Genomic DNA, 25251 nt, shown 5'->3' on the forward strand with positions numbered 1-25251 from the left:
TAGTGATTGCCCTCCCTCTGTAGAAGTTGTGTGGTAACTTCATTCTACCACGGGGAGAGAAATCACTATGGATTTTTTACTCAAGTGTCCAACTTGATTTTACAATCAACCCAAAAAATAAATCGCATCGACAGGAAAAGGACCTTGCCATGGTAGAGAAATGGGATATCACCATTCCGGAGCTGACGGGAGACGAGACGCGCAGCGCCTACGTCTACGTACCGGAAATGTGTGTGCGGGAGCCGGAGCTGCGGCTCCCCGTGCTGTATATGTTCGACGGGCACAATGTGTTTTTTGACGAGGACGCCACCTACGGGAAGAGCTGGGGCATGGCCGAGTATATGGACGCCACGGAGACCCCCCTCATCATCGCGGCGGTGGAGTGCAACCACAGCCCGGACAACGGGAGACTGTCTGAATACTCTCCCTACACCTTTGAGGACCCCAAGCTGGGCCGGGTGACCGGCCGGGGCAGGACCACCATGGAGTGGCTGGTGCATACCTTCAAGCCGGAGATCGACCGGGAGTTCCCCACCCTGCCCGACCGGGCGCATACCTTCATCGCGGGCAGCTCCATGGGCGGACTGATGAGCCTGTTCGCCGTGATGGAGTACAACCGGGTATTCTCCCGGGCGGCGGCGCTCTCCCCCTCGGTATGGATCGCGGAGGAGAAACTGGAGCGGATGCTGCGGCGCTCCCGCATCGCCCCCGACACCGTGGTCTATATGGACTACGGCTCCCGGGAGCTGGGGTTCCATGAGAACATGGCGCGGCAGTTCCGGCATGTGGCCGGAGTGCTGCTGGAGCGGCGGGTGATGCTGGACTGCCGCATCGTCCCCGGCGGCGACCACTGCGAGGCGAGCTGGGAGCGGCAGATCCCGTTTTTCATGAATACGCTGCTTTACGGCCTGGAGTAAACGAGGAGGCGTCTGAGATGGAGAGAGAATATATCAGACAGTACAGCCCGGCGCTGGGACGGGACATGGAGTGCAAAATCTACGGCCATGCCGGCCGCCCGGTGCTCTTTATCCCCTGCCAGGACGGCCGGTTCTTCGACTTTGAGGACTTTCACATGGCCGAGGTGTGGGCCCCCTGGATCGAGTCGGGCCAGGTGATGGTGTTCGCCATTGATACCATTGACCGGGAGACCTGGTCGGACAAGGGCGGCGATCCCTACTGGCGCATCCGGCGGCATGAGCAGTGGATGCGCTATATCACCGAAGAGATGGCCCCCTTTATTCAGGCAACGGCCCGTGAGCGCAACGGATGGGAGGGAGCGCCGGGGATCATGGCCTTCGGGTGCAGCCTGGGGGCCACCCACGCGGCCAACCTGTATTTCCGCTTCCCCGACCTCTTCGATGGGCTGCTGGCCCTCAGCGGCATCTATACCGCCGAATACGGCTTCGACGGCTACATGGACGAGGTGGTCTACCGCAATTCCCCGGTGCACTATCTGGGCGACATGCCTGCCGGCCACCCCTATATCGAAAAGTACAACCGGGGCCGGGGGGTCATCTGTGTGGGCCAGGGCCCCTGGGAGCTGCCTGAGACCACCCGGCGGCTGGATGAGATTTTCCGGGAGAAGGGCATCCATGTGTGGGTGGACTTCTGGGGCGGAGACGTGGAACACGACTGGCCCTGGTGGTATAAGCAGGTGTCCTATTTCGTGCCCAAGCTGCTGGAGGCGTGAGCTCCGGCCTACACCAGAGAGAAAAGAGAGTTGGCTTATGAAAAACGTGGTATTTATCTCCCCCAACTTCCCCACCAACTACTGGCAGTTCTGCCGCGAGCTGAAGAACAACGGCATGAATGTGCTGGGCATCGGCGATCAGCCCTACGATGAGCTGGGCGGCGGGCTGAAGGACAGCCTGACCGAATACTACAAGGTGGGCAGCCTGGAGGATTACGACCAGGTCTACCGGGCGGTGGCCTTCTTTATCTTCAAATACGGCCGCATCGACTGGCTGGAGTCCAACAACGAGTACTGGCTGGAGCAGGACGCCCGGCTGCGCACCGACTTCCACATCACCAGCGGCTTCCAGACCAGCGACATGCCCCGCATCAAGTACAAGTCCAAAATGAAGGAGTATTATGCCCGGGTGGGCATCCCCACGGCCCGCTATCACCTGGTGGAGGGCCTGGAGGACTGCCGGGCCTTTATCGCGGAGGTGGGATATCCGGTGGTGGTCAAGCCGGACAACGGCGTGGGCGCCGCCCATACCTATAAGCTCTCCTGCGACCAGGACCTGGTACGCTTCCTGGAGGAGATGCCCCGGGATGTACCCTACATCATGGAGGAGTTCGTCCACGCGGAGGTCAACTCCTACGACGCCATCATCGACGCCGACGGCGAGCCCATGTTTGAGACGGGCAACGTGACCCCCATGTCCATCATGGACATCGTCAATGACAACGACAACTCCATTTACTACATCGTCAAGGACCTGCCTGAGGACACCAGGGCCGCCGGACGCGCCGCCGTGAAGAGCTTCGGGGTGAAGAGCCGCTTCGTCCACTTCGAGTTCTTCCGCCTGACCCGGGACCAGGAGGGACTGGGGAAGAAGGGACAGGTCATCGGCCTGGAGGTCAACATGCGGCCCTGCGGCGGCTTTACCCCCGATATGATCAACTTCGCCCACAGCACCAACGTGTACAAGATCTGGGCCGACATGATTGCCTTCGGCCGCTCGGATATGCCGGTGGGAGAGCACAGCTTCTGCGCCTTCGCCGGCCGGCGGGACGGGAAGAACTTCGTGCTGGACCACCGGGCGCTGATGGAGAAGTACGGCCCCCGGATGCGCATGGTGGACCGGATCCCCGACGCCCTGTCCGGCGCCATGGGCAATCAGATGTATGTGGCCACCTTCCCCACCCGGGAGGAGATGGACGCCTTTTACCGGGACGCGCTGGAGTGCCGGTAAGGCAAAAGAGAACAGAAAACGCCCCCGGAACGCATGCCGTTCCGGGGGCGTTTTTACGCCGGTCAGGTGATGCTCAGGGTGCGGAGGGTATCGGTGAGGGAGGCGCCGGTATAGAAGCGGTCGGCGTAGAACAGGGAGAAGGCCACCACATAGTTCCCCGAGGGGAGATCCAGATCCGAGGTGTTCAGGATATAGGTCACGGCAGAGGAGCCGCCGTCGTAGTACCGGGAGCCGGCCTCCACCCAGCCGCCGGTGACGCCGGGGGCGTAGAGCCCGCACCAGAGGACCAGGGGATGGGAGCCCGTCTCATAGGGGATGGGGGTGTCCACGTCCAGGACAAAGATGGTAGCCCCGTTGTTGGACACGGAGGCGGGGCCCGAGCGGACGTCAATGGTGAACTGGTCGCTGGCGTAATCGGTGACCCGCACGTTGCACAGGGCGCTCCTGCCGCCGGAGGCGGCAGTGATCTGGCAGTCGCCCGCACCCACGGCGGTGACCACGCCGTCGGAGACCGTGGCCACAGAGGGATCGGAAGTGCTCCAGACCACTTGGTTGTCATCAGCGTTCTGGGGGGAGACCACGGCGATCAGAGTCTGCCGGCCGCCGGGAGTCAGATGGAGCAGCGAGGCGGAGAGGACCACCTTTTCCACCGGCACGCTGCCGGCAAGGACCGTGACCGGCAGGGGGGCGGGAAGGGTCACGCCGTCCGCCGCGGCAAGACGGAAGGTGAGAACGGTGGAGCCGGCGGAGAGGCCGGTGACCGTGCCGCCTGAGACCGAGAGGACTGAGGGGGCGGCGGCGGCGAGCTGGGCGCGCTGGGTGACGTCGGTCTCGGAGCCGTCGCTGTACCGGGCGTAGAGGCGGACAGAGGCGGACTGCCCCTGGCGGAGCTGGAGGGAGGTGAGGGACCAGCGGTAGCTCTGGAGGACGGGAGCGGCAGGCTCGGGTTCCGGTTCAGGTTCAGGCTGGGGGGTGGGCGTGACCACCGGGGAGGGGGCGGGCTCAGGTGTGGGCTCCGGCCCCTCCAGGGCGGAATACAGGTTCAGGATGCCCGCGCCGCAGCCGGAGTCCGACTGGGGAAAGGGGACGGTCAGGTCCTGAAGGGCGTCCTCCAGCTCGGCAGGGGCATAGTCCCGCCGGGAGAGGAGAACCGCCCCCGCCGCCGCCGCCAGAGGGGCGGAGAAGGAGGTGCCGTCCCGGGTCTCGGTGCGGCCGCCACGGCCAACAGAGGAGATGGAGGCCCCCGGAGCCGACAGGTCCACCGAGCTCCCCCGGTTGGTGAAGGCGGCGGGGCGGTCATCGACGTCGGTGGCGGCCACCACAACGGCCTCCTCCACGCCGGCGGGGGAATAGAGGGCGGTACTGGTCCCCCGGTTGCCTGCCGAGCAGACCACGGTGACGCCCCGGGCGGTGAGGTCACGGACGGCGGCATCCACCGCGGCGTTGCGGGGCATGGAGAGGGACATGTTCACCAGGTCCGCACCCTGGTCCCCGGCGTAGCGGAGAGCGGCCACGAAGAGGCTGAGATAGGAGCAGAAGCCGTCCTCGTCAAAGAGCTTCAGGGGCAGGATATGGACATTCTCGGGGGTATAGGCGGCGATGAGGCCACTGACAAAGGTGCCGTGGCCAAAATCGTCCGCCGGGACGCCGGCGCGGCCGGAGAGAAAGTCGAAGCCGCCGGTGACGCGGTTGCGGAAGAGGTCCGGACTGCTGTCCAGCCCTGAGTCGATGACCGCCACGGTGACGGAACGGTCCCCGCCCTGGCGGGCGAAATCGGACAGGCCGCAGCGCTCGTCCTGCCAGCCGGCGGAGGCGCTGCCCTGGAGGGAGGCGTCCGCCGGGGCGTCGGGCCAGGCGGGGATGCCCCGGCGCTCCAGTGTGTCCAGCGCGGCGGCGGTATCCGCCACAGTGGAGTAGACCAGCACCCGGGCGCCGCCCCCCAGGTCCAGAACATCCTCGGGATGGGTATCGGGCAAGATACCGTCATACTGGACCAGGAGCCGCCGGCTCTGGCAGGGCTGGGTAATGGTGACCTGCCGGGTATCGGGGTCCCAGTCCACCTGGCAGGAGAGGCTTTCGCTGACGGCCCGGACCGGGAGGAAGGTGCGGTTCTGGACATACATGGGAGGAGCGTCCAGCAGGACCTCCCGGCCGTCCACCCGCATGACCGCCTCCCCGCCGGAGAGCTCCACACAGGTGCCGTCACCGCCGGTGATGGAGACCACGCCGTCCTCATAGGCGATGTCGCCTCCCAGGGACTCCACCAGGGCCCGGGCCGGGAGAAGGGTGCGGGAGTTGACGGTCTGGGGGGTGATCCCCTCCTGGTCGGGATCAATGGGGCGCGTCTCGCCGTCCACCACCATGTTGGTGCTGCCCAGGGTGAACTGGACGGAGCCCACATAATTATCGCTCCGGGCGCAGAGGCGGGAGAGTTCGATATAGTCGTCCCCGGCGGAAGCAGAGGATACGGCCCCGGCGGCGGGAAGCAGGCCGGTGAGCAGGGTCAGCACCAGGACAGCGGAATACAGGCGTTTCATAGCGGGCTCCTTTCAGACGGATGGGGACCGTGCCCGGGACCCTGGGGGCCCCGGGCACGGATGACTGATGTTACTTTACCTGAATTTCCAGCAGGGGAGGCAGAGTGAGCTGGGTGTTGGGGATCTCCTTGAGCCAGAGGTAGCAGGTGCCGGGGCCAACAGCGGTGAGCTTACCGCTGGAGGAGATGGTGCACACCGAGGAGTCGGAGGTGAAGGGCTGGCACTGCCCGGTGAGCTTGATCATCCTGCCGTCGATGGTCTCGCCGTAGATGTCCACCTGGATGGAACGGCCCTGGGAGAGGGTGAGGCTGGTGGAGGTGTTGCCCGTGTTGGACACGACCCAGGAGAGCTTCTGATAGACCACGGGGTCGGGCTTGGCGGCGGGCTCAGTAACGGTGACCTTCAGGGGGGCGGGGACGCCCACCGAGTCGGTGGCGGCGAACTGGAAGGAGAGAAGGGTGCTGCCGGCCTTCAGGCCGGACACGGCGCCGCCGCCGCTGACGGTGGCCACGGAAGAATCCAGCACATAGAGGGTGGCCTTGGAGGTGACGTCGGTCTTTTTGCCGGAGGACCAGACCGCGTACAGGGAGACCTGGGCTTTCTCACCCACAGCCACGGTCACGTCGGAGCAGCCCCACTCGTAGCGGACGATGGAGTCGCCGGGCTGGGGATCGGAGGGAACGCCGGCGGTGACATCCACGGTGACGGGGACGGGAACGGTGACGCCGTCAGGCGCGGCCACCGTCATGGAAATCAGGGCGCGGCCCTGGGAGAGGGCGGTGACGGCGCCGTCGCCGGTGACGGAGGCCACCGCGGGGGCGCTGGAAGTGAGGGCGCAGGAGACGGTCACGTCCTTACGGGTATTATCGGAGTACCGGGCGTAGACCTTCACATCGGCACTGCCGCCCACCTTCAGGGAGAGGCTGGCGGGGCTGTACTCGTAGGCCACGATGGTGGGCTGGTCAGGCTCGGGGGAAGGCGCAGGAGTACCGCCGCCGGGGAGGTCGGCCCTGCTCATGTCCAGGAAGCCGCAGCCCATGTACTTGTCGGTCCAGGTGCCGCCGGTGGTGGCGGAGCGGACCTTGCTCTCCAACTGGGCGGGGGTGAGAGACTTGCCGGTGGCCAGGTCCAGCAGCACGGCGGCGGCCGAGGCGTGGGGCGCGGCCATGGAGGTGCCGCTGAGGGTCTTCCAGGTGTTGCCGGGGGCGCAGGACTTGACGCTGACGCCGGGAGCCATCAGGTCCACGCTCTCACCGTAGTTGGTGAAGTAGGCCTTTGCGTGCCCGGAGTCTCCCGCGGAGGCCACCACCATGCCGGGGGTGGTGACGTGGGCGGGACAGTAGTTCACGGTGTCGCTGCTGTCATTGCCGGCGGCAGCCACCACCAGAGTTCCTTTCTGAATGGCATAGTCGAGACCCGCGTCCATCACGTCGCTGCCACCCCGGCTGCCGCCCAGGCTGAGGTTGATCACGTCGGCGCCCTGGTCGGCGGCCCACTTGATGCCGGCCACCACCGTGGAGCTGGAGCCGGAGCCCCGCTCATTGAGGACACGGACAGGGAGGATCTTCACGGGAGCGTCGCCGGAGCAGTCCAGGATGGTACCGGCCACGTGGGTGCCGTGGTAATGGCCGTCATCCGCGTCATTGTCTCCGTCCACAAAGTCACGGCCGGAGAGGACCCGGCCCTGAAGAAAGGAGTGGCTGTCATCCACGCCGGTATCCACCACGGCTACCACGCCCTCGCCGGAGAAGGAACGGCCGTCGGTGAAGCCGTCAAAATGGCAGTCCTCCACGCCCCAGGAGTAGTGCTCACCCTGAGCGGAGGCGCCGGAGGAGGCGGTATCGTCCACCGGGGGAATGTACAGGTCGGGGGAAACGGTGACACCGTCAGACTCCAGACGCTGGAGGGCCTCTCTGGCCTGGGCGGGTGTGGAGAACTGGAGGACCCAGAGACCGGTGCCGTCGGTGATGACGGTCTCAGCGTCCAGATCACCGGCATCCAGATCATCGGCCCAGGCCAGGACGCGGCAGGTCTGGTAGGGGGCGGTGAGGGTGACGGTGGAGGTGGCCTGGTCCCAGTTCACGTCCAGGTCCAGGGCCTCGGCCACCGCCCGGACAGGTAAGTAGGTACGGCCGTTGCGGGCGTAAGCGGGAGCATCCAGAGCGCAGAGCTGGGTGTTGAGACTCATGGAGCTCTGACCGATGGGACAGCGGATCTCGTCGCCGTAAGGGCTGGTGATGATCACGGTCTGGGTGGCGGCGTCATAGTCCACGTCGGCGCCGGCCGCCTCCGCGATGGCGCGGATGGGAAGCATGGTGCGGTTGTTCTGCACGTCGGGAGCCACGTCCATCCGCTCCTCCACGCCGTCCAGGGTGAGGATGTTGGAACCGATGGTCAGCTCCATGGAGCCGAAGTAATGGGAGTCGTCCTGGCTCTGGATGAGCCGGGAGAGCTCTTTGTAGAAGCCGGTGTTGGTGCTGGAATAGGAGGCCGCATGAGCAGAAGGGAGCAGGGTGGCGGCGGCCAGCCCAAGAGCGAGGGTCTGCTTGAAGATGGGTTTCATAATGTTCCTCCTTCATGAAAAACAGGTAAGTGGATGGTACAGGATGTTCCGTCGGGAGACCACCGGAGAGAACCGGGACCATTGTCTCGCAGAAGGAACGGAATGGATCAGGCATCCGGTTTTTACGTTCGCGTCCGGTCCCTAGTCCGGTGTGAGACCATCATATCCCTTTTTCGAAGGAGAAGATATGAAGCAACTGTTTAATACAAAAAAAGAGACTGGCTCAGATGGAAAAAACGTCCATCTGAGCCAGAAATCTGCTCCGCTATCGGCTTTTGATATCATCCGTTTCGACCTCCTGAAAGACCAGAATATCATCTACCCGCACATCAAAAAGACGGCTGAGGGAAAAAAGGGCGCAGACGCTGGGCTTGAGCGTCCCAGAGGTCCAGCCGTAGTAGGTACGGGAGGAGGTAAGGCCGCAGGCGTCCAGAAGGACATCCATGGGGACTCCTTTTTCCCGGCGCAGGGCCTTGATGCGCGCCCCGGTGGCGTGGAGGTCGAGTTTATAGATCCTACGGTATGGTTCCATTCCGGTCATCTCCTTTCTGCAATTCAGAAGACGGAGCGTGACCCGGCGGAGGCCGGCGGAGCCTGAGCCCATTATAGCCCCCGGGGGCCGGAACTGTCAATTCCGGCCGGGGAAAGAACGCTTGCGGCGGGGAGGGAGCGGGAGTATAATAAAAAGTACTCCCGAAGCGCGGAGGGGCCCCGGAGCCATGTATGGGGATCACAGAGGCGATTGACCTGGCTGGATCCAGGTCCATACATGATCGGGAGGTGTCTGCCATGAAGCAGGTGCGCAAGACAAGTGAGGAACGGTCCCCCCTCTACGCAATCGACCGGAACCGGATCCGCGGCGGGCTCCGCCAGCTGAGAAAGCGGGCGGGGCTCTCGGCGAAGGATGTGATGGAGGCAACCAGCGTGAACAGCGTGCAGGCGGTGTACCGCTGGGAGCGGGACAGCTATCAGGAGGAGTATCAGGCCCTTCCCTCGCTGGAGGATCTGTGCTGCCTGAGCAGGCTGTACGGTGTGTCTATCCACGACATCCTGATGGGAGGAGCCGCATGAGCGGCCGGCCAGAGCGCCGCGGGAGAGCCGGGTGCCCCGTGTCTGAGGACACGGGGCACCCGGTTTTTTTGAGAATGGAGCAGAAAGAAAACACTTACTTCATATCTTTTTATGGAAACACCGCTTGTCATGGAGTATAATGGAAAAGTAAAAGCGGCTGTAAGGAGCCGCAAAAAACCGGGAGCTGGCTCCCGGAGCTTGTTTTGGGAGGTAATGCCATGTCTTTGAAGAAATATGTGCTAGAGGATCTGAAAAAAGGCGACCATGTGGCCTTGAGTTACGGGCAGAACCAGCAGGCCGTCGGGATCGTGCTGGATCTGAATGAAGATCTGATCCAGATCCAGACGCAGAAGGGAAAATCCAGGATCCTGCTGGACAGCATTATCTCCTATGAGACCATTGAGATAGAAGAGCCCGTTCCTGCCCCGGCGGCGAAAGCGCAGGAACAGGCGGCACCTGCCCGCCCCGCTCCGGCCCGGGAGCCCACCGCCGAAGAAAGGATTATTACCGAAATGGAAGGCAGCCGGGTGCCGCCGCTGGAAGAGGTGGCCGACCTGAAGGGCATCCGGGCGGCGGCCAAGGCCATGGAAGACCGGGACGTGCTCCGGATGGTGGGAAGCATTCTGGATGCCGCTTCCTCCGCCGAGAAGCAGCAGGGCAGCGGCCGGGAGGACAAGCTGCGGGACACCATGGCCCGGGCCAGATCGGCCATCCGGGACTATCCCCAGGGTTCCCCCATCTTTCAGCGGGTGCTGGGCGCCCTGTATCTGATGCAGTCGGAGTTCGGCAGGGCGGAGGAGGCATTCCGGGCCGCCGGCTGGTACAAGGGCGCGGCCTATGCCGCCCAGTGGGGCAGCCATCCCAAGGAGCTGCGGAGCTATCTGGAGCGTTACCTCCGCAGCGAGGAGGTGTGGGAGCGGGACCTGGTGCGGCAGTACGTGGATCAGGCGGTGAGCAGCCGGGACGTCGCGGCGCTGTGCGACTGCCTGCGCCGCTCCGCCGCCCCGGAGGAAGAGCGGCTGCGCTCCCTGATCGACTGCGCGGTCTATCTGGCCCACAAAGGAGGTTTTTCCATTCGCTGGACCGACCCCGCGGACCTTTACTCGGCAGACAACCTGCGTGCAGTACTGGCATCCCTGCCCTCGGACTGGAATACCGGAGGCGGAGAACCCGAGAGCGCCCCGCCGCAGACTGCTGAGAGCGCACCGGAGCAGGAAGCGGTCTGGCAGACCGGCGCCATCAAGAACTATTACGAGAGCTGTTTCGGTTTTATCCGGGAAAAGGATACTGACTGCTATTTCTATATCCGCCAGGTGAAGGATGAGGATATTGATCTGCGTCAGGCCCTGTATTGCGGGGAATGGAAGAACCTGGAGGTACGCTATCAGAACGGCGTGGGACTGAAGGGCCGCAGCGCCAGCGCCATCGAACTGACCGAGCGGGGCAGGGCTGAGGCCAGAAAACGTCTGGCCCGCTACCGGGCGGGAATGACCGCTCCGCAGGAGTTATGCCGGGGCCGCATCGAGCGGTACAGCCAGGAGAATGATTGGGGCGCCATCTGGTATGACGGAGCGTCTTACGGATTTTACCGCAGCGCCGTGGCAGACCCCTTCCTGCGGGCTTATCTGGATAACCTGTTTGATTTCGGGGCCGAAAACGAGTTGGAGGTGACCTTCGTCACCGATGTGGCCAAAAACGGCAAGACCGTGGCTAAACAGGTGGCGGCGGCTCAGCCTTTTCCGGAAGTGGAGCGGCAGGAATGGCTCCGCCGCCGGGATGTGACGGCTGAGGAGGCCCAGCGGTGGCAGGCCCGGCTGGAGAAAGGGCAGGAAGAGCCGGAGGGACCGGAGCCGCTGGCCCCGGATGAGGATCCCTATCCCCATCTGAATTATGAGGCGCTGGAGCCATGGCGTGAGCAGGAGGTCAAGCCCAAGACGGCCGCCCCGGCAGTCCCTATTCCCGCTTCTGAGCCGGTGCCGGTTCCGGTACAGCCCGGGGAGAACGGCGAGGAGTGCTACCGCCGGGCTTATCAGGCGGCGGCAGGCGGCGAGCTGAAAAAGGCGGAGCAGCTCTTTTTGCAGGCACTGGCCAAAGGAGGCAGGGCCGAGAGCTGCGTGGCCGAGCTGGTGACGCTCTATCTCCGGCAGGAGGACCGGGTCAAGGACGCCTTCGCGGTGCTGGATCAGTACGGCGGGTGTCTGCCCGAGGAGAAACGGATGAACCTGGAACTCCAGGTGTGCCAGAAGGGCAAGGACCGGGAGACCAGGGAGCGGCTGGTACGGGTGCTGGGCGACGCCATCGAGATGACCCCCAAGATCAGCGCCCGGTTCCACTACATGATGCTGCGGGGCAATGCACTGCGGCAGCTGGGCGAATATGACATGGCCCTGCGGGTCTACCAGCAGTGGCGGGACCTGTACAACAGCGAGCTGCAGGCCATGGGTGGCCGGGCTGTGACCCAGTACAGCGGCTGGCTCAACGCCATTAAGCGGGGGGAGGCCTGCTGTTACTATTTCCTGGGCGACATGGAGAAGGCCCAGAGCCTGGCACGGGAGCTGCGCCGGGTCAACGCCGATGACGAGGCCGCCCAGGCCATCCTGAACGGTACCCTGGCCGAGAATATGATGGCTCTGGAGCTGGACAGCGGAAGCGGAGACGAGGAGAGCGCCCTCCCGCCTGAGGAGGATGAGATGGCCGACCGGTCTCTCAGCGAATACGTGAAAGACCGCATCCGGGAGCTGGATATGGGCAGCCTCATCAAGAACCGCTACAGCCGGAACATAGAGGACGGAACCTTCACGGGCACCCCGGAGGAGGCAGTGAAGGTCATCGAGGTCATTTTGTCCGAGCAGGGCAGCTCCTTTGAGAGCAAGAGCAAGCATCTGCTGTGCGCAGCCAAGATCCTCTCCCAGGTGTGGGAGGGGCATGGCGACAAGTGGGCCAGCCTGAACCGGCAGGATCTGCTGCGCAGGCGGAATATCCGGATCAATGCCGGACGAAGCATGGCCGCCTATGGCAACTACCTGATGTCCACCCCGGCGACAGTAGTGACTGCCGCCAATTCCGCCCAGGCCGACAGCGCCCGGTTCCTGTACCTGGAGAGCCTGGGGCTGCTGAACAACCGGGAGGAGCAGAACTATGTCAACTCCTTCACCCATTACATTACCTCCTACTTCTGCGGTCAGGAGGAAATGCAGAAGCGGGTGCGGGAGAGCGGCCGCCTGAGCAGCTGTTCCATCCAGCAGGGCCTGTCCATGCTGAAAGGGAGCCAGGGCGCCCCCCTGTCCGAGGAAGAACTGGCCTACGGGATGCTGCAGCTGCTGGCCGTGCTGCGCAGCAGCGACCAGGGGCGTTCTCCCGCCCGGAACCGGGACAGTATGAACCGGCTGATCCGGGAACTGGAGGAGGCACTTTATCAGAGCCCCTACCAGAAGGCCATCCGGGCCCAGTTCCGCCGGATGGGGATTGGGGATGAGGGCCCCACGATCATGGGCTTCAAGACCGAGCTGCGGGCGGCCAACGCGGAGGCCAAGGTGCGGGAGCAGCGGCTGAAGGCAGCCCTGTCCGCAGCGGCGGACCAGCCCCTGGGCGGTCTGGCCCAGAGCGAGAAGATCGCCGCGCTGCGGGACGAGAGCTGGGCGCTTTGGATGAGCTGCACCGACTGGGAGCGGCTGAAAAAGAGCGTACAGCTCATGACCCGGCTGAGCCAGGCCGGCGACGCCGCCGACTTTGAGCAGCGGGAAGATATCCTTTCCACGGTCATCGGGCAGATTGTGCAGCTGTGTACCGAGATCAGCCAGTGGCCCACCCGCATCTCCTATCTGCTGCTGCGGCCCGAGCTGCTGCGCATCCGCGAGACCCTGGCCATGGAGCGGGGCAAGCTCTACCGCCTGTCGCCCCACATCACCCTGGAGCAGTCCAGCGAGATCGCTCCCTACATCGACCGGGAGCGGAGCGACGTGGTGTGCGTCCACCTGATGCTGAGCAACGGACCGGGCCTGCAGATGGCCGACAACATCCAGCTCCATGTGAGCTGCCCCGAGGGCGTAAGCCTGCTGGGCGGCGAGGAGGCACGGCTGCGGGGCATCCGGGGAGGCGGCAGTGAGGAGATCATCCTCCGATTCCTGGTGGACAGCGCCACATGGGAGCAGGGCTCCTTCGCCATCTCGGTGGAGGGAGAATACAGCTATAAGCGGGACGCCCAGAACATCGAGCAGGGGCGCACCGAGCCCACAGAGTTTGCCGTGGTGCTGCGCAAGAGCGGCGAGCCCATCAGCAATGTGTTCCGGGGGCTGGACCGGTCGGAGATGACCGAGGACTCCATGTTCTTCGGCCGGGATGAGATTATCAACAGCATGGTGGACATGATGCGTCTGCCCACCGGGCGCTTCAACTACGGGCACGGGCTGGTCCTGTACGGACAGACCCGGGCCGGCAAGAGCAGCATCCTGTTCCACCTGAAAAAGCGGGTGCGCCGGACCTACGGTGACCGGGTGCTGCTGGTGGACCTGGGCAATATCCACGAGGTGGCCAATACCGGAAACCTGTTTATCAACCTGCTCTACCGGATCGTGGGCGAGCTGGAGGAGATCCCCTCCGCCATCCGCCGGACACTGGAGGAACGGATGGGCTGCACGCTGGCGGACTACCGGGAACGGTTCCTGGCTGAGCCTCAGTACGCGGAGGTGCTCTTCAGCGGCCTGATGCGGAAGCTGGATAATCTGCTGGAAGAGCCGGAGCAGGGCGAACCCATGATGATCCTGCTGATGATGGACGAGTTCTCCTGTATCCATGAGGAGATCCGGAAGGGCAGCCTGCCCCAGCGGTTCATGTACTTCTGGAAAGCCCTGCTGGAAAACCACGCTATCTTCACAGTGGTGGCGGGCCAGGACGACATGCCCCAGTTCATCCAGGAGAACCAGAACGCCTTTATGGCCATGCAGCTGATGAAGGTGACCTACCTGGAGGAGCAGGCGGCCAAGCGGCTGATCTCCGAACCCATCCTGCTGCCCGATGGGGGGAGCCGGTACATCGACTCGGCCCTGGACGAAATGTACCGCCTGACGGCGGGCAGCGCCTTCCTGATTTTGCTGCTGTCGGCAGCGCTGGTGGACTACCTGAACAAGCGGGGCGCCGACCGGGTGACCAAGGCCATCATTGACGGCTTCCTGCGGGAGCGGGTATTCTGCGGCAACAGCTGCCTGACCAGCGCTACCTTTGAGGCCCAGCTCCAGGACCGGTCCGACGGCACCCTGGAGGGAGAGAACACCGAAGTACTCACAGCAGTGGCCCGGGCCTCCCGACGGGGCGGCCGGGCGGAATACGCCGACATCCGGAAGCTGTGCCCCCAAATCGGGGGCGAGCGGCTGGACTGGCTGCTGGACCGGCTGGCGGAGCGGGATGTGCTGGTGTGTGAGATGGGACAGGACACCCGCTACTACCGGATCGAGGTGGAGCTGCTGGCCCGCTGGCTGCTTTACCTGAACGGAGCCGGGGACTGAGCCGCCGGAACAGAGAAAGAGAGGAAAGGCCATGACCGATAAAAATGTATTTGTGGTGGGCCCTGAGGCCACCGGACCGGCTTTCATCGGCCGCCGGCAGGAGGTGCGGCAGCTGCGCGGCCGGGTGCTGGAGGCCAGACAGAGCACCGGGTACGCGGTGGTGGGCCCCTACCGGATCGGCAAGAGCTCGCTGGTGTCCTACGCCCTGCGGGAGGATGAGATCCGGGGACAGGGGCAGCTGTATGTGAAGATGGTGATGAAGGATTACATCAGTGCCTACCACTTCTGGACCGCGCTGCTCGCCGGGATCGGCATGGAACTGGAGGAGTACAGCCGTGTCCGGCCGGAGGGACCGGACGTGACCGGACTGGCCCAGCGGCTCCAGCACGCCGCGGAGCAGCCCCAGGACGAGAACTGGTACATCCGGCTGCATGGAGAGCTGACTATAGGCATGCGGAAGCTGAAGGAGCACCGGATCCCACTGGTCCTTATCATTGACGAGTTCGACCACGCGGCCAGGGTGTTTGAGGGCAACGCCAGCTATTTCAGCCTGCTGCGTACCTTCGGAACCGGTGCCGACTACCTGGTCAACACGGTGCTCATCGCCCGCCATGAGCTTCACACCATCGAGGAAAAGGACCCGGCCACTTCCAACCTGGCGGGCGCCTATGAGCAGCTCATATTGCGGGACATGAACGAGAGCGATATGGAGGATTACTACGGCGTACTGGCCGACTGCAACGTCTTTCTGGATGAAGAGGCGCGGGAGCGGCTGTACCACTACGCCGGGACCTATCCCTATCTGCTGTCCATGTTCGGCCGGCAGATGGCCGAGATGGGCCTGATGGGAAAGCGGGTGGACAGCGCGGCGCTGGACCGGATCTTTGAGGACCGCCTGCCCATGGTGGACAGCCACTACAAGCACCTGGTGGAATCCCTGCGGCAGGACAGAGACCTGGAGAAGATCATCGGCGTCACCATCGGCCCCTCCATGGACATGACGGTCCGGGATATCAAGCACCTGGAGGCCCTGGGTTACCTGAAGGAGACCGAGGAGAGGTATGTGGCCTTCTCCCCGGACTTCTGTGAGTACCTGCGGGGCGTGCAGGCCGACTTCCCGGCCTGGGAGCTGCTGATGGAGACCGAGCGGACGCTGAAGGGATTCTTCGGCCAGGCGTACCCCATGCTCAAGGAGTTCCGGTACGTGAGAGGCCAGGAGGACAGGACCCCGTGGGACAGGGTGAAAGACACCTACCCGGAACTGAAACTCAACGGCGATATGATGAAAAAGAGCATGAAGAGCATGCTCCGGTGGACCGACGAGGCGACTGTACTGGACGTATTGAGCCTTGACGCCGTCATCAAACGGATCAAAGCGGAGTGGGAGAAGTACCGGGATATGTTCGGGGGGAAGGATCTGGCATTCTGGGAGGAAAAGCTGGACCTGATCAACGAGGCCCGAAAGCCCATGGCCCATGCCCGGGCCGATGTGGTGCGGCCCCATCTGCCTACCCTGCGGGTGTACTGCGAACAGGTCCTGGAGCTGAAGCAGAAGTAAACTAAATAGAGGAAATAAAGGAAAGAAGTTCCTGCTGTATGACGGCGGGAGCTTCTTTTTTTGCTTTTTTTAAAAAATTTTTTCCCTTGGTGTACGAAAACGTACAACTTTTGGCTGTTGGGACCCAAGGGTGAAATGAGGTGAAGGAAGCAAGATGCAACGCGAGCAGAGCTGCCGGGAGGCGGTGCTCCGGCAGATGAAGCAGATGGCCAAAAGCAGACCCAACGACGTGGTGAAGCTGGCCTTTCTCGATGAGGAGCAGTTGGGCGAGATCGACAAGCTGGACCTGATGATGCTGTCCGAGCTGAAACGCACCGGAAACGGAGGGGTGGAGGTGAAGCTCAACGACCGGCTGAAAACATTGGAGCGGATCCTGGAGCTGCTGGACGGAGGACCGGAGGAAAAGGCAAGAGCGCTCTATCAGGCGCTGGAGAACGGGGCGGAGCAGAAAGATGGAGCTTGACCGCTTCTCCCCCAAGCAAAGGCAGGTGCTCACCTGGTGGTGCGACCGCTCCCCCTGGCGGGAACGGGAGGCCATCATCTGCGACGGGGCGGTGCGCAGCGGCAAGACACTGTGCACCGGGCTCTCATTCTTCTGCTGGGCCATGCGGCGCTTCAACGGGGAGAGCTTCGGCCTGTGCGGAAAGACCGTGGGCTCCCTGCGGCGGAACCTGATCGCCGGGCTGCTGGGGCTGCTGGGAGAGCTGGGCTTCCGCTGTGAGGACCGGGTGAGCCGGAACCAGATCCGGGTGAACTTCGGCGGACGGGAGAACACCTTTTACCTGTTCGGCGGAAAGGACGAGGGGAGCGCCGCCCTGATCCAGGGCGTGACCCTGGCGGGAGCGCTGCTGGACGAGGTGGCGCTGATGCCCCGGTCCTTCGTGGAACAGGCCTGCGCCCGGTGCTCGGTGGAGGGGAGCAGGCTGTGGTTTTCCTGCAATCCGGAGTCCCCGGGACACTGGTTCTACCGGGAGTGGATCCAGAAGGCGGAGGAGCGGCGGGCCCTCTACCTCCACTTTACCATGGAGGACAACCCCTCCCTCTCCCCCGAGACCATCGCACGGTACGGCAGGACCTACAGCGGGGCCTTCTACCGGCGGTATGTGCTGGGGGAGTGGGTAGCCGCTGAGGGAGCGGTGTACGACTTCTTCGACGGGAGCTGCGTGCGCCGGCCGCCGGAGGGAGAGATGGAGCGGTGGTGCATCTCCTGCGACTACGGGACGGTGAACCCCGCCTCCTTCGGGCTGTGGGGCCTGCGGGAGGGGGTGTGGTACCGGGTGGAGGAGTACTACTACGATTCCCGCAGGGAGGGACGGCAGAAAACCGACCGGGAATACGCCCGGGCCCTGCGGGAGCTGGCCGGAGAACGGCAGGTGGAGCTGGTGGTGGTGGACCCGTCGGCGGCCAGCTTCATCGAGACGCTGCGGCGGGAGGGCTGGCGGGTGGTCCGGGCGGAAAACGACGTGCTGCGGGGCATCCGTATCACGGCGGAGCTGCTGCGGAGCGGGACGCTGGTCATCTGCCCGGAGTGTGAGGACGCCATCCGGGAATTCTCCCTCTACCGCTGGGACAGCGGCGCGGCAGGGGACCGGGTGAGAAAGGAGAACGATCACGCCATGGATGACATCCGCTATTTCGCCGCCACCGTGGCGGCCGGGAGACAGCAGGGCGGCGCAGGCGCGGTATGCGTGGAGCGCCGGGCCTTTTGACAGGAGGAATGGGATTGGGCTGGTTGGAACGAAAAAAACAGACCGCCGCGGGACGCGCGGTGCAGATGCGCCAGGGAGAACGGCACCCCTTCGGCGTGCTGGACGGATATGTGCCGCTGAGAAACGGCGAGATCGCCCTGTACCGGAGTATCCGGGAGGCGGTGCCCATTGTGGACGCCGCCATCTGGAAACTGATCCGGCTGGTGGGCGGCGTGACGGTGGAGAGCGCCGAAGCGGCGGCGCAGGAGGGGATGACGCACTTCCTGCGGACCGTGAATACGGGAAGAGGGCAGAGAGGCATCCAGTCCTTCCTGGATTGCTACCTGGACTCCATGCTGACCTGCGGACGGGCGGTAGGCGAGCTGGTGCTGGACCGGAGGGGGCGGGAGGTGACCGCCCTTCTGTGCGGCAATGTGGCCGACCTGGAGATCCGGGAGGGAGAGACCCCGCTGGATATGACCCTGTGCGCCCGGAGAAGCGATGGGACGGTGGAGGAGCTGCCCAGGCAGGAGCTGCTGCTCTTCACGCCCTTTCAGCCTGAGACCGACAGCCCCTACGGCGTGAGCCTGCTGCGGTCCATGCCCTTCCTGACCGGTATTCTGCTGAAGATCTATCAGGCCACCGGGATGAACTGGGAACGGATGGGCAACGTCCGCTTCGCGGTGGTCTATAAGCCGGGCGGGGACGGGCTGGAGCGGGCCTATGCCCAGGAGCGCAGCCAGGAGATCGCCCGGGAGTGGTCCAACGCCATGCAGGCCGGGAAGGACGGAAGCGTGCGGGACTTCGTGGCGGTGGGCGATGTGGACATCAAGGTCATCGGTGCGGACAACCAGGTGCTGGACAGCGAGGTGCCGGTGCGGCAGATCCTGGAGCAGCTGGTGGCCCGGACGGGCATCCCGCCCTTCCTGCTGGGGTTGAGCTGGTCCACCACCGAGCGGATGAGCGCGCAGCAGGCTGACATGATGACCAGCGAGATCACCGCCATCCGGCGGAGCCTGACCCCGGTGGTGGAGCGGATCTGTGAGCTGTGGCTGCGCGTACACGGATACGAGCCCCGGGTGGAGGTGAGCTGGGAGGATATCAATTTGCAGGACCTGGTGGAGGAGGCAAGAGCCGAGCTCTACCGGGAACAGGCGGTGAAGGTCCGCAGAGAGAACCAGGGGGAGAAGTGAGCGAAAAGGAGGAGCGGAGATGAAGATCATCAAGGACGCCGGCGTCAGCGAGAGCGCCGGGGTGAGCCAGGAGGAGCTGGCCCTTATCCGGAGCCAGAGCCGGAAGGAGCTGACGGCCGGGGAGGTGTATACCTTCTGCGTGCGGCTGTGTGACAACGAGGTGGACCGGGAGTATGAGCGCTTTCCGGAGGAGACGCTGGCTGAGCTGGCCGGGCTCTTCGTGGGCAAGTGCGGCGTGTTCGACCACAAGTGGAGCGCCAGGGAACAGGTGGCCCGGATCTATAAGACCGAGCTGGTGCGGGAGGAGAACGTCCGCACGGCGGCGGGAGAGCCGTACTGCTATCTGAAGGGCTACGCCTACATGCTGCGCACCGAGAGCAACCGGGACCTGATCGCCGAGATCGAGGGCGGCATCAAAAAAGAGGTGTCGGTGGGCTGCGGCGTGGAGCGGGCGGTGTGCTCGGTGTGCGGCGAGGACCTCCACGACCGGAGCCGCTGCGTCCACGTGAAGGGCAGAGAGTACGGCGGCAAGCTGTGCTGGGCCGAGCTGAGAAACGCCACCGACGCCTATGAGTGGTCCTTTGTGGCGGTGCCTGCCCAGAAAAAGGCGGGGGTCATCAAGAGCATGGGGAGCGGCAGCCTGAAAGAGCTGGCCGGGGAGCGGCCCGAGTGGGCCGAAGAGCTGAAACAGCTGGAGCGGGAGGCCGCCGCGGGCCGCCGCTATCTGACGGACCTGCGCAAAGAGGTGGCCAGGCTGGGCGGCCTGGCCGAGCCCAACCTGAAGCATGAGGTGCTGGAGGGCATCGTGGAGCGGCTGGAGGAGGCCGAGCTGGCCGCGCTGAAAAAGGCCTATGAGGAGCGGCTGGAGGGCCTGTGCCCGGCACGGCCCCAGCTGAGCTACAAAAGCAAACAGGCCGGACAGGACCGGCAGGACGAGATGTTTCGAATTTAAAAAGGGGGAGTTTGAATGAAGCGGGTTTCTTTTGACGGGATCGGCCAGGTACTGGCCACTTTTGAAGCGGAAGAGGGCGTGAAGGCGGGGCAGACCGTGGAGATGAGCGGCGACGGCACCGTGAAGCTGTGCGCCAACGGCAAGCGCCCCGCCGGTGTGGCGGTGGCGGTGCGGGACGGCTGCGCCGCCGTGCAGGTGAGAGGCTTCGTCACCGTGAAGGCCGCCGGCGTGACGGCGGGCTGGGTGAAGCTCTCCGCCGACGGCAGCGGCGGCATGAAGGTGGATGAGAGTATGGGCGTGGAGCACCTGGTGGCCGAGGCGGATGACACTGCCGGCACCATCGTGGTGCTGCTGTAAAAAAGGAGGATGGATCGATGAGCTATCAGTATGACAATCTCCGCCTGGAGAAGGGCATGTACAACGAGGCGGGACGCTCCTTTACCCAGGTGCTGGAGCGGGAGGACCCCTCTGAGCAGTACCGGGGCACTGCCATGGAGGGCCTGGACGCCTATCAGCGGCAGCTCAAGCGCTTCGACATCAGAGTGAAGGGCGCGGGCAGCGACCCGGTGGAGAAGTTCTTCGCCAATTCCCAGTCCGCCGTGCTCTTCCCCGAGTACATCGCCCGCGCCGTGCGGCAGGGCATGGAGGAGAGCGACCTGCTGCCCCATATCACCGCTACGGTGACCGAATTTGACGGCATGGACTACCGTTCCATCACCTCCGTGCCCGAGAAGAGCCAGCGGGAGATGCGGCATGTGGCCGAGGGCGCGGCCATCCCCCAGACCCAGGTGCGCACCCAGGAGAACCTGGTGCGGCTGCACAAGCGGGGCAGGATGCTGGTGGCCTCCTATGAGGCGGTGCGCTATCAGAAGCTGGACCTGTTCTCCGTGACCCTGCGGCAGATCGGCGCCCACATCAACCGGATGCACCTGGAGGACGCCATCGACGTGATCATCAACGGCGACGGCAACAGCAACCCCGCCTCCTCCCTGACCGTGGGTACCAGCCCCATCGGCGGCACCAGGGGTACCCTGACCTATGACGACCTGGTGGACTTCTGGGCCCAGTTCGACCCCTATGAGATGAATACCCTGCTGGTGAGCGGCGACGTGATGCGCAGCCTGCTGAAGATGAGCGAGTTTCAGAATCCCCTGACCGGCCTGAACTTCCAGGGTACCGGCAAGCTGGCCAGCCCTCTGGGCGCCAAGCTGCTGCGCACCTCCGCCCTGAGTACCGGCACTCTGATCGGCATGGACAAGAATTACGCGCTGGAGATGGTCCAGGGCAGCCAGGTGATGGTGGAGTACGACAAGCTCATCGACCGGCAGCTGGAGCGGGCGGCCATCACCAGCGTCAGCGGTTTCGCCAAACTGTTCGTGGACGCGGCCAAGGTGCTGAAGGTGTAAGCGAGCGGGACAGGAGGACTGGATGGAGAACGAGGCACTGGAGTTGGCCATGGCGCTGGGCCGCGCGGACGAGACGGAGCGGGAGAATCTGCGCGTCCTGTGCCGTGCGGCGGTGCAGGCCTGGACGGCGCGGCTGCGGCCGGGAGTGCGCGCGGAGGACTGCGGCCCCGCCCTTGCACTGGCTGCGGCCTGGACGGCGCTGGCCATGCTGGGAGAAGAGGATGTGCGGCGATTCTCCGCCGGGGACCTGACCATCGAGACCGGCGGCGGAGAGCGGGGCGGACGCCTGCGCAGACAGGCCGAGCAGATCATGGCCCCCTACCGGAAGGACGACGGATTCGCGTTCCGGGGGGTGCGGGGATGAGCCGGAGGGCCTTTGACGGAGTGCTGCGGCGGTACGGGGAGCAGGTATTGCTGACCGGAGAGACCGGAGCGCGGAGGGCCAGGGCGGTGATCCGGCCTGTTCTGGAGCGGAGCGGGGAGGGGACGCAGTTCCTCCCCACTCCCCTGGGCCGGAGGAGGACCGACCGCTTCCTCTACCTGGGAGAGCCCGGCGTGCCGGTGGCATGGGGCGACCGGGTGGAGTGGAGCGGCCCTCCCTGCCGGGTGAGCCGGGCCCAGGCCATCCGGGTGGGAGAGGAACTCTCCCACTGGCGGGCCGAGCTGCGGCCGGAAGACGAGGAGTGAGCCATGGCGGGACTGGACGATATCCGGGAGCGGATGACAGCGTATCTGAACGAACAGGGCATAGCGGCGGTGAGCGCCTGGCCCGAGCGGGAGAGAAGAAAGACGGAGGGCGCGGTGGCGGCGGTCTCCCTGCGGAAATGCGAGAGCACCGGGCACGGTTTCGGGGACTACCTGGGCGAGCGGTATGACCGGGAACGGGACAAGTGGGAAGAGCTGTACGGGAAGAAGGTCATCCTGACCTTCGGGCTGGACCTGTACGCCGGCACCGGAGAGACCGGCGGCGAGGCACAGGTGCGGACGGCCTTCGACAAGCTGGCCCAGGCATTGCAGACAGGGTGCCCGGCGGGTTTGCGGGTGAAAGAGCTATCCTGCGGGGAGACCGGGTACGACAAGGCGGCGGGGCGATACCGGTGCCCGGCGGAGGCGGTGTGCGAGGCCTATCTCTACGCCATCGCCGACGAGGGCGGCGCCTTCCTGGATTTTGAGGTGAAAGGAGCGGGACAGATTTGAACAGTCTGACCAAGCATGAGCGGCCGGGCGTGTACTCGGCCTATGAGGCCTCGGCGCTGGTGCAGAGCCGGGACGGCGGCGCCTCGGTGGGCATCGCGGCCCGGTGCGGCGGAGGGACGGCGGATACGCTGTACCGGCTGAGCCGGTATGAGGAGGCTGTGGCCGCCTTTGGCGCGGAGGAAAACATGACGGCGCTGATCCGGCTGCTGTTCCGGAACGGCGCGGCGGAGGTGTACGCCGTGCCCGTGGCGGCGGAGGGCGGATATGACGCCGCGTTCGCGCTGCTGGCGGCCACGGAGGGCATCGGGGTGGTGACCTGTGACAGCACCGAGCTGACGGTGCAGGAGAAGCTGCGCGAGAGCGTGAAGGAGGCCTCCGCCGCCCGGCGGGAGCGCATCGCCGTGGTGAGCGCGGGCGATCAGACCGTGGCCCAGCTGGCCCAGCGGGCGGAGAGCCTGAACAGCGAGCGGATGGTGCTGGTGGGCCCCGCCGCGGCAGAGGGGACCGGTGCGGAGCTGGCCGCCGCCGTGGCAGGAGCCATCGCCGGAGAGAGCGATCCCGCCATTCCTCTGGGCGGCGCGGAGCTCTCAGGCATCGGCGGCCTGAGCGCCCGGTACGGTGACAGCGAGATCGACACCCTGGTGCGCGCCGGCGTGACGCCGGTGGAGGAGATGGGCGGCATCGTGTCGGTGGTGCGGGGCGTGACCACCCGGACCAAGACCGGTGAGGCCGCCGATGTGACCTGGCGGGAGCTGACCACCATCCGCATCGTGGACGATGTGATCCCCGCCGTGCGCTCTGCCCTGCGGGCCAAGTTCCGCAGGGCCAAGAACACCGAGCAGAGCCGGGGGGCCATCCGCTCCCAGGTGGTGCTGGAGCTGGAGAACAAGATGAGCCGGGAGATCATCACCGGGTATGACGGCGTCCGGGTGAGCGCGGACAGCGAGAACCCCACCGTGTGCGTGGTGGAGTTCTCCTTCACCGTAGCCCACGGCCTCAACCAGATCTGGCTGAGCGCCCATATCACCGTGTGACCGGATCGAGGAGGAAGGAACGTTGAATATTGGAGGATTTCCCACCAGCAGTGATATCTACATCGAGGTGGACGGGAAAAAGGTTGCGGTGGTGCAGAGCTACGCCGCCCGCAGCAGCAAGACCAGCCAGACAGTGGAGGCCTTCGGCGAGGACCAACCGGTGGCCACCATCCCGGGCCAGCGCAGCCATGTCATCGAGCTGACCCGGCTCTACGCCACTGACGAGGCCATCCGGGACGGCATCAACTTCCACGAGCTGGAGGACTTCAGCCTGGTGATCTGCAAGCCGGACCGGAAGATCATCTACTCGGGCTGCCAGTGGAGCAGCATCAGCGAGAACGGCGCGCTGGGAGCCATGGTGGTGGAGAAGATCACGGTGGTGGCCGCCAAGCGCATCGAGACCACGGTATGAGCGGCGGCGCGTGGAGCGCCCTGATTGCCGGGGCGGAACGGCTGGAGCTGGAGGACGGGTACGCCCTCCGGCTCCTCAGCGCCCAGGAGACGCTGGAAGCCGGACGGGAGGCAGAGGAGCTGGCCCGGGACGGGACGGAACGGGCCCTGTGCGCCAATGCGTGCCTTGTGGCCCGGGCCCTGGAACGGGAGGGCGAACGGGTCTATCCCCACGGCCGCGCGGCGCTGGAGGGGATGACCGCACGGCAGATCGGAAGCCTGGCCCGGAAGTGGGCCGCCTTCGACCGGGCGGAAAATCCCTCCGCCGGGGACGGAGAACAGGCGGAGGAGCTGAAAAAAAGCCTGGGACAGGCCCCGGACCAGCGGCTGCGCTGGCGTGTGCTCCGTACCATGGGCGCCCTGCCCACGGAGGAACGGGTACGGGAGATGAAGGAGCGGGATTACCTCTGGTGTGCGCTGAACCTGCTGCTGGACGAGGAGGAGCGGCTGGACAGGCTGTGTCCCGCCTGCCGGGCCGAGGCTATGGAGGGGAGATGCCCTGTCTGCGGCGGCCTGGTGACCCAGGGCGAAGGAGGACATAACCAGGCCTTTGACGAGGCCCGCTTCCAGGCGCTGAGCCGGGGGGAACAGGTATGACCGACTATCTGAAGGAGCTGCTGGAGGAGCAGGAGGAAGCGCACAGGAATGAAACGGAGCTGGTGATCCCCCGGAGCGGCGAGGACTGGCGGACGGCGCGCCGGGATACGGCGGCAGAGACGGACGTGGAGAAAACAGATGTGGCCGCCGGGCCAGGGGAAGGCCTGACGGCGGCGGAAGTGCCGGAACGGGACCTGCTCACCGGGAGGGAGCAGGGAGATCGGCCAGCCGCGGAGCACCTGGAGGAGCAGCTGACCGGACTGGCCGGAATGACCGGCGGCCCGGGTATGGGCGCTGTTCCGGAAAAGGCGGCAGAGGCCGGAATGGAAACGCGGGTCCGGGGCCTGAGTATGGCCGGACCCGGCGCGGCGAAGCGGACCGGGGGGAGCGGGACGCTGTACGGACAGCTCAGACGAAGCGGCGCGGCGGCGGAGTACAAGGGACGGACCGGCAGCGCCGACCGGATCATCCCTCTGGAAAAGAGCGGGGGCGAAGAGACGGCCGGCCTCACCCCGGCGGAGCTGGATCTGGCGTTCCAGCGGGATGCCCGGCGGTACGATGGGGCCTTTGCGCTCTATTAAGG

22 protein-coding genes are annotated in these 25251 nt (G+C 65.0%); 19 read left to right on the forward strand and 3 right to left on the reverse strand.

The window, feature by feature from the left end; genetic code table 11:
• Positions 1-149: 149 nt before the first annotated feature.
• Genes ACTNBZ_RS11230 through ACTNBZ_RS11240 form a run of 3 tightly spaced genes read left to right on the forward strand, consistent with a single transcriptional unit; the run spans position 150 to position 2921 of the window.
• Entirely contained in the window at positions 150-917 is a 768-nt protein-coding gene (locus ACTNBZ_RS11230) for an alpha/beta hydrolase (protein ID WP_441209957.1), read from the forward strand.
• 17 nt (positions 918-934) lie between these two features.
• The gene (locus tag ACTNBZ_RS11235; protein WP_441209959.1) at positions 935-1690 is read left to right on the forward strand and encodes an esterase family protein; all 756 of its coding nucleotides are present in this window, start codon (positions 935-937) and stop codon (positions 1688-1690) included.
• Positions 1691-1727: 37 nt separating this feature from the next.
• A complete protein-coding gene (locus tag ACTNBZ_RS11240) occupies positions 1728-2921 on the forward strand; it encodes an ATP-grasp domain-containing protein (RefSeq protein ID WP_441209961.1) in 1194 nt (397 codons plus the stop codon).
• Between the two features lie 62 nt (positions 2922-2983).
• Here ACTNBZ_RS11240 and ACTNBZ_RS11245 read toward each other — a convergent pair whose 3' ends face one another.
• The 3 genes from ACTNBZ_RS11245 to ACTNBZ_RS11255 form a co-directional block, all read right to left on the reverse strand.
• Complete coding sequence (locus ACTNBZ_RS11245; RefSeq protein ID WP_441209962.1) at positions 2984-5458, reverse strand: S8 family serine peptidase; 2475 nt, start codon at positions 5456-5458, stop codon at positions 2984-2986.
• Positions 5459-5528: 70 nt separating this feature from the next.
• Complete coding sequence (locus tag ACTNBZ_RS11250; protein ID WP_441209964.1) at positions 5529-8021, reverse strand: stalk domain-containing protein; 2493 nt, start codon at positions 8019-8021, stop codon at positions 5529-5531.
• Between the two features lie 265 nt (positions 8022-8286).
• Positions 8287-8553 (reverse strand): helix-turn-helix domain-containing protein, encoded by a 267-nt coding sequence (locus ACTNBZ_RS11255; RefSeq protein ID WP_441209966.1) that lies wholly within the window; start codon positions 8551-8553, stop codon positions 8287-8289.
• 257 nt (positions 8554-8810) lie between these two features.
• Between ACTNBZ_RS11255 and ACTNBZ_RS11260 the strand changes: the two genes are divergently transcribed.
• The 16 genes from ACTNBZ_RS11260 to ACTNBZ_RS11335 all read left to right on the forward strand — a co-directional run bounded on the left by ACTNBZ_RS11260 (position 8811) and on the right by ACTNBZ_RS11335 (position 25249).
• Positions 8811-9092 carry a helix-turn-helix transcriptional regulator gene (locus tag ACTNBZ_RS11260; protein WP_441209968.1) on the forward strand — a complete coding sequence of 94 codons (282 nt, stop codon included), beginning with the start codon at positions 8811-8813 and terminating at the stop codon, positions 9090-9092.
• 218 nt (positions 9093-9310) lie between these two features.
• A complete protein-coding gene (locus tag ACTNBZ_RS11265) occupies positions 9311-14593 on the forward strand; it encodes a tetratricopeptide repeat protein (RefSeq protein WP_441209970.1) in 5283 nt (1760 codons plus the stop codon).
• Between the two features lie 31 nt (positions 14594-14624).
• Positions 14625-16151, forward strand: a complete 1527-nt coding sequence (locus tag ACTNBZ_RS11270) for an ATP-binding protein (protein ID WP_441209972.1) — start codon at positions 14625-14627, stop codon at positions 16149-16151.
• A 154-nt stretch (positions 16152-16305) separates the two neighbouring features.
• Complete coding sequence (locus tag ACTNBZ_RS11275; protein ID WP_441209974.1) at positions 16306-16614, forward strand: XRE family transcriptional regulator; 309 nt, start codon at positions 16306-16308, stop codon at positions 16612-16614.
• Complete coding sequence (locus ACTNBZ_RS11280) at positions 16604-17860, forward strand: PBSX family phage terminase large subunit (protein ID WP_441209976.1); 1257 nt, start codon at positions 16604-16606, stop codon at positions 17858-17860. The genes ACTNBZ_RS11275 and ACTNBZ_RS11280 overlap by 11 nt, the downstream gene beginning before the upstream one ends.
• Before the next feature lie 14 nt (positions 17861-17874).
• On the forward strand, positions 17875-19032 hold the full coding sequence (locus ACTNBZ_RS11285; RefSeq protein WP_441209978.1) for a serine/threonine protein phosphatase: 1158 nt from the start codon (positions 17875-17877) through the stop codon (positions 19030-19032).
• Positions 19033-19051: 19 nt separating this feature from the next.
• Complete coding sequence (locus ACTNBZ_RS11290) at positions 19052-19984, forward strand: hypothetical protein (RefSeq protein ID WP_441209980.1); 933 nt, start codon at positions 19052-19054, stop codon at positions 19982-19984.
• 15 nt (positions 19985-19999) lie between these two features.
• Complete coding sequence (locus ACTNBZ_RS11295; RefSeq protein ID WP_441209982.1) at positions 20000-20341, forward strand: hypothetical protein; 342 nt, start codon at positions 20000-20002, stop codon at positions 20339-20341.
• A 17-nt stretch (positions 20342-20358) separates the two neighbouring features.
• A complete protein-coding gene (locus tag ACTNBZ_RS11300) occupies positions 20359-21390 on the forward strand; it encodes a phage major capsid protein (RefSeq protein WP_441209983.1) in 1032 nt (343 codons plus the stop codon).
• Positions 21391-21412: 22 nt separating this feature from the next.
• Positions 21413-21754 (forward strand): hypothetical protein, encoded by a 342-nt coding sequence (locus ACTNBZ_RS11305; RefSeq protein WP_441209985.1) that lies wholly within the window; start codon positions 21413-21415, stop codon positions 21752-21754.
• Positions 21751-22077, forward strand: a complete 327-nt coding sequence (locus ACTNBZ_RS11310; RefSeq protein WP_441209987.1) for a hypothetical protein — start codon at positions 21751-21753, stop codon at positions 22075-22077. The genes ACTNBZ_RS11305 and ACTNBZ_RS11310 overlap by 4 nt, the downstream gene beginning before the upstream one ends.
• Positions 22078-22080: 3 nt before the next feature.
• The gene (locus tag ACTNBZ_RS11315; protein ID WP_441209989.1) at positions 22081-22587 is read left to right on the forward strand and encodes a hypothetical protein; all 507 of its coding nucleotides are present in this window, start codon (positions 22081-22083) and stop codon (positions 22585-22587) included.
• Positions 22584-23621, forward strand: coding sequence for a phage tail sheath C-terminal domain-containing protein (locus ACTNBZ_RS11320; protein ID WP_441209991.1), 1038 nt, complete (start codon positions 22584-22586; stop codon positions 23619-23621). Before ACTNBZ_RS11315 ends, ACTNBZ_RS11320 begins: the two co-directional genes overlap by 4 nt.
• Before the next feature lie 22 nt (positions 23622-23643).
• Positions 23644-24033: a hypothetical protein gene (locus tag ACTNBZ_RS11325; RefSeq protein ID WP_441209992.1), complete on the forward strand. Its 390-nt coding sequence runs from the start codon at positions 23644-23646 to the stop codon at positions 24031-24033.
• Positions 24030-24668: a hypothetical protein gene (locus tag ACTNBZ_RS11330; protein ID WP_441209994.1), complete on the forward strand. Its 639-nt coding sequence runs from the start codon at positions 24030-24032 to the stop codon at positions 24666-24668. The genes ACTNBZ_RS11325 and ACTNBZ_RS11330 overlap by 4 nt, the downstream gene beginning before the upstream one ends.
• The gene (locus ACTNBZ_RS11335; RefSeq protein ID WP_441209996.1) at positions 24665-25249 is read left to right on the forward strand and encodes a hypothetical protein; all 585 of its coding nucleotides are present in this window, start codon (positions 24665-24667) and stop codon (positions 25247-25249) included. The genes ACTNBZ_RS11330 and ACTNBZ_RS11335 overlap by 4 nt, the downstream gene beginning before the upstream one ends.
• Positions 25250-25251 lie beyond the last annotated feature (2 nt).

Source organism: Pseudoflavonifractor sp. HCP28S3_F10 (assembly GCF_052065415.1).
Lineage (GTDB): Bacteria > Bacillota > Clostridia > Oscillospirales > Oscillospiraceae > Pseudoflavonifractor_A.

Excerpts from the sequence above, each read along its gene's own strand:
- ACTNBZ_RS11230 (WP_441209957.1), top strand. The coding sequence starts at position 150 with ATGGTAGAGAAATGGGATATCACCATTCCGGAGCTGACGGGAGACGAG.
- ACTNBZ_RS11235 (WP_441209959.1), top strand. The coding sequence starts at position 935 with ATGGAGAGAGAATATATCAGACAGTACAGCCCGGCGCTGGGACGGGAC.
- ACTNBZ_RS11240 (WP_441209961.1), top strand. The coding sequence starts at position 1,728 with ATGAAAAACGTGGTATTTATCTCCCCCAACTTCCCCACCAACTACTGG.
- ACTNBZ_RS11245 (WP_441209962.1), bottom strand. The coding sequence starts at position 5,458 with ATGAAACGCCTGTATTCCGCTGTCCTGGTGCTGACCCTGCTCACCGGC.
- ACTNBZ_RS11250 (WP_441209964.1), bottom strand. The coding sequence starts at position 8,021 with ATGAAACCCATCTTCAAGCAGACCCTCGCTCTTGGGCTGGCCGCCGCC.
- ACTNBZ_RS11255 (WP_441209966.1), bottom strand. The coding sequence starts at position 8,553 with ATGGAACCATACCGTAGGATCTATAAACTCGACCTCCACGCCACCGGG.
- ACTNBZ_RS11260 (WP_441209968.1), top strand. The coding sequence starts at position 8,811 with ATGAAGCAGGTGCGCAAGACAAGTGAGGAACGGTCCCCCCTCTACGCA.
- ACTNBZ_RS11265 (WP_441209970.1), top strand. The coding sequence starts at position 9,311 with ATGTCTTTGAAGAAATATGTGCTAGAGGATCTGAAAAAAGGCGACCAT.
- ACTNBZ_RS11270 (WP_441209972.1), top strand. The coding sequence starts at position 14,625 with ATGACCGATAAAAATGTATTTGTGGTGGGCCCTGAGGCCACCGGACCG.
- ACTNBZ_RS11275 (WP_441209974.1), top strand. The coding sequence starts at position 16,306 with ATGCAACGCGAGCAGAGCTGCCGGGAGGCGGTGCTCCGGCAGATGAAG.
- ACTNBZ_RS11280 (WP_441209976.1), top strand. The coding sequence starts at position 16,604 with ATGGAGCTTGACCGCTTCTCCCCCAAGCAAAGGCAGGTGCTCACCTGG.
- ACTNBZ_RS11290 (WP_441209980.1), top strand. The coding sequence starts at position 19,052 with ATGAAGATCATCAAGGACGCCGGCGTCAGCGAGAGCGCCGGGGTGAGC.
- ACTNBZ_RS11295 (WP_441209982.1), top strand. The coding sequence starts at position 20,000 with ATGAAGCGGGTTTCTTTTGACGGGATCGGCCAGGTACTGGCCACTTTT.
- ACTNBZ_RS11300 (WP_441209983.1), top strand. The coding sequence starts at position 20,359 with ATGAGCTATCAGTATGACAATCTCCGCCTGGAGAAGGGCATGTACAAC.
- ACTNBZ_RS11305 (WP_441209985.1), top strand. The coding sequence starts at position 21,413 with ATGGAGAACGAGGCACTGGAGTTGGCCATGGCGCTGGGCCGCGCGGAC.
- ACTNBZ_RS11310 (WP_441209987.1), top strand. The coding sequence starts at position 21,751 with ATGAGCCGGAGGGCCTTTGACGGAGTGCTGCGGCGGTACGGGGAGCAG.
- ACTNBZ_RS11315 (WP_441209989.1), top strand. The coding sequence starts at position 22,081 with ATGGCGGGACTGGACGATATCCGGGAGCGGATGACAGCGTATCTGAAC.
- ACTNBZ_RS11330 (WP_441209994.1), top strand. The coding sequence starts at position 24,030 with ATGAGCGGCGGCGCGTGGAGCGCCCTGATTGCCGGGGCGGAACGGCTG.
- ACTNBZ_RS11335 (WP_441209996.1), top strand. The coding sequence starts at position 24,665 with ATGACCGACTATCTGAAGGAGCTGCTGGAGGAGCAGGAGGAAGCGCAC.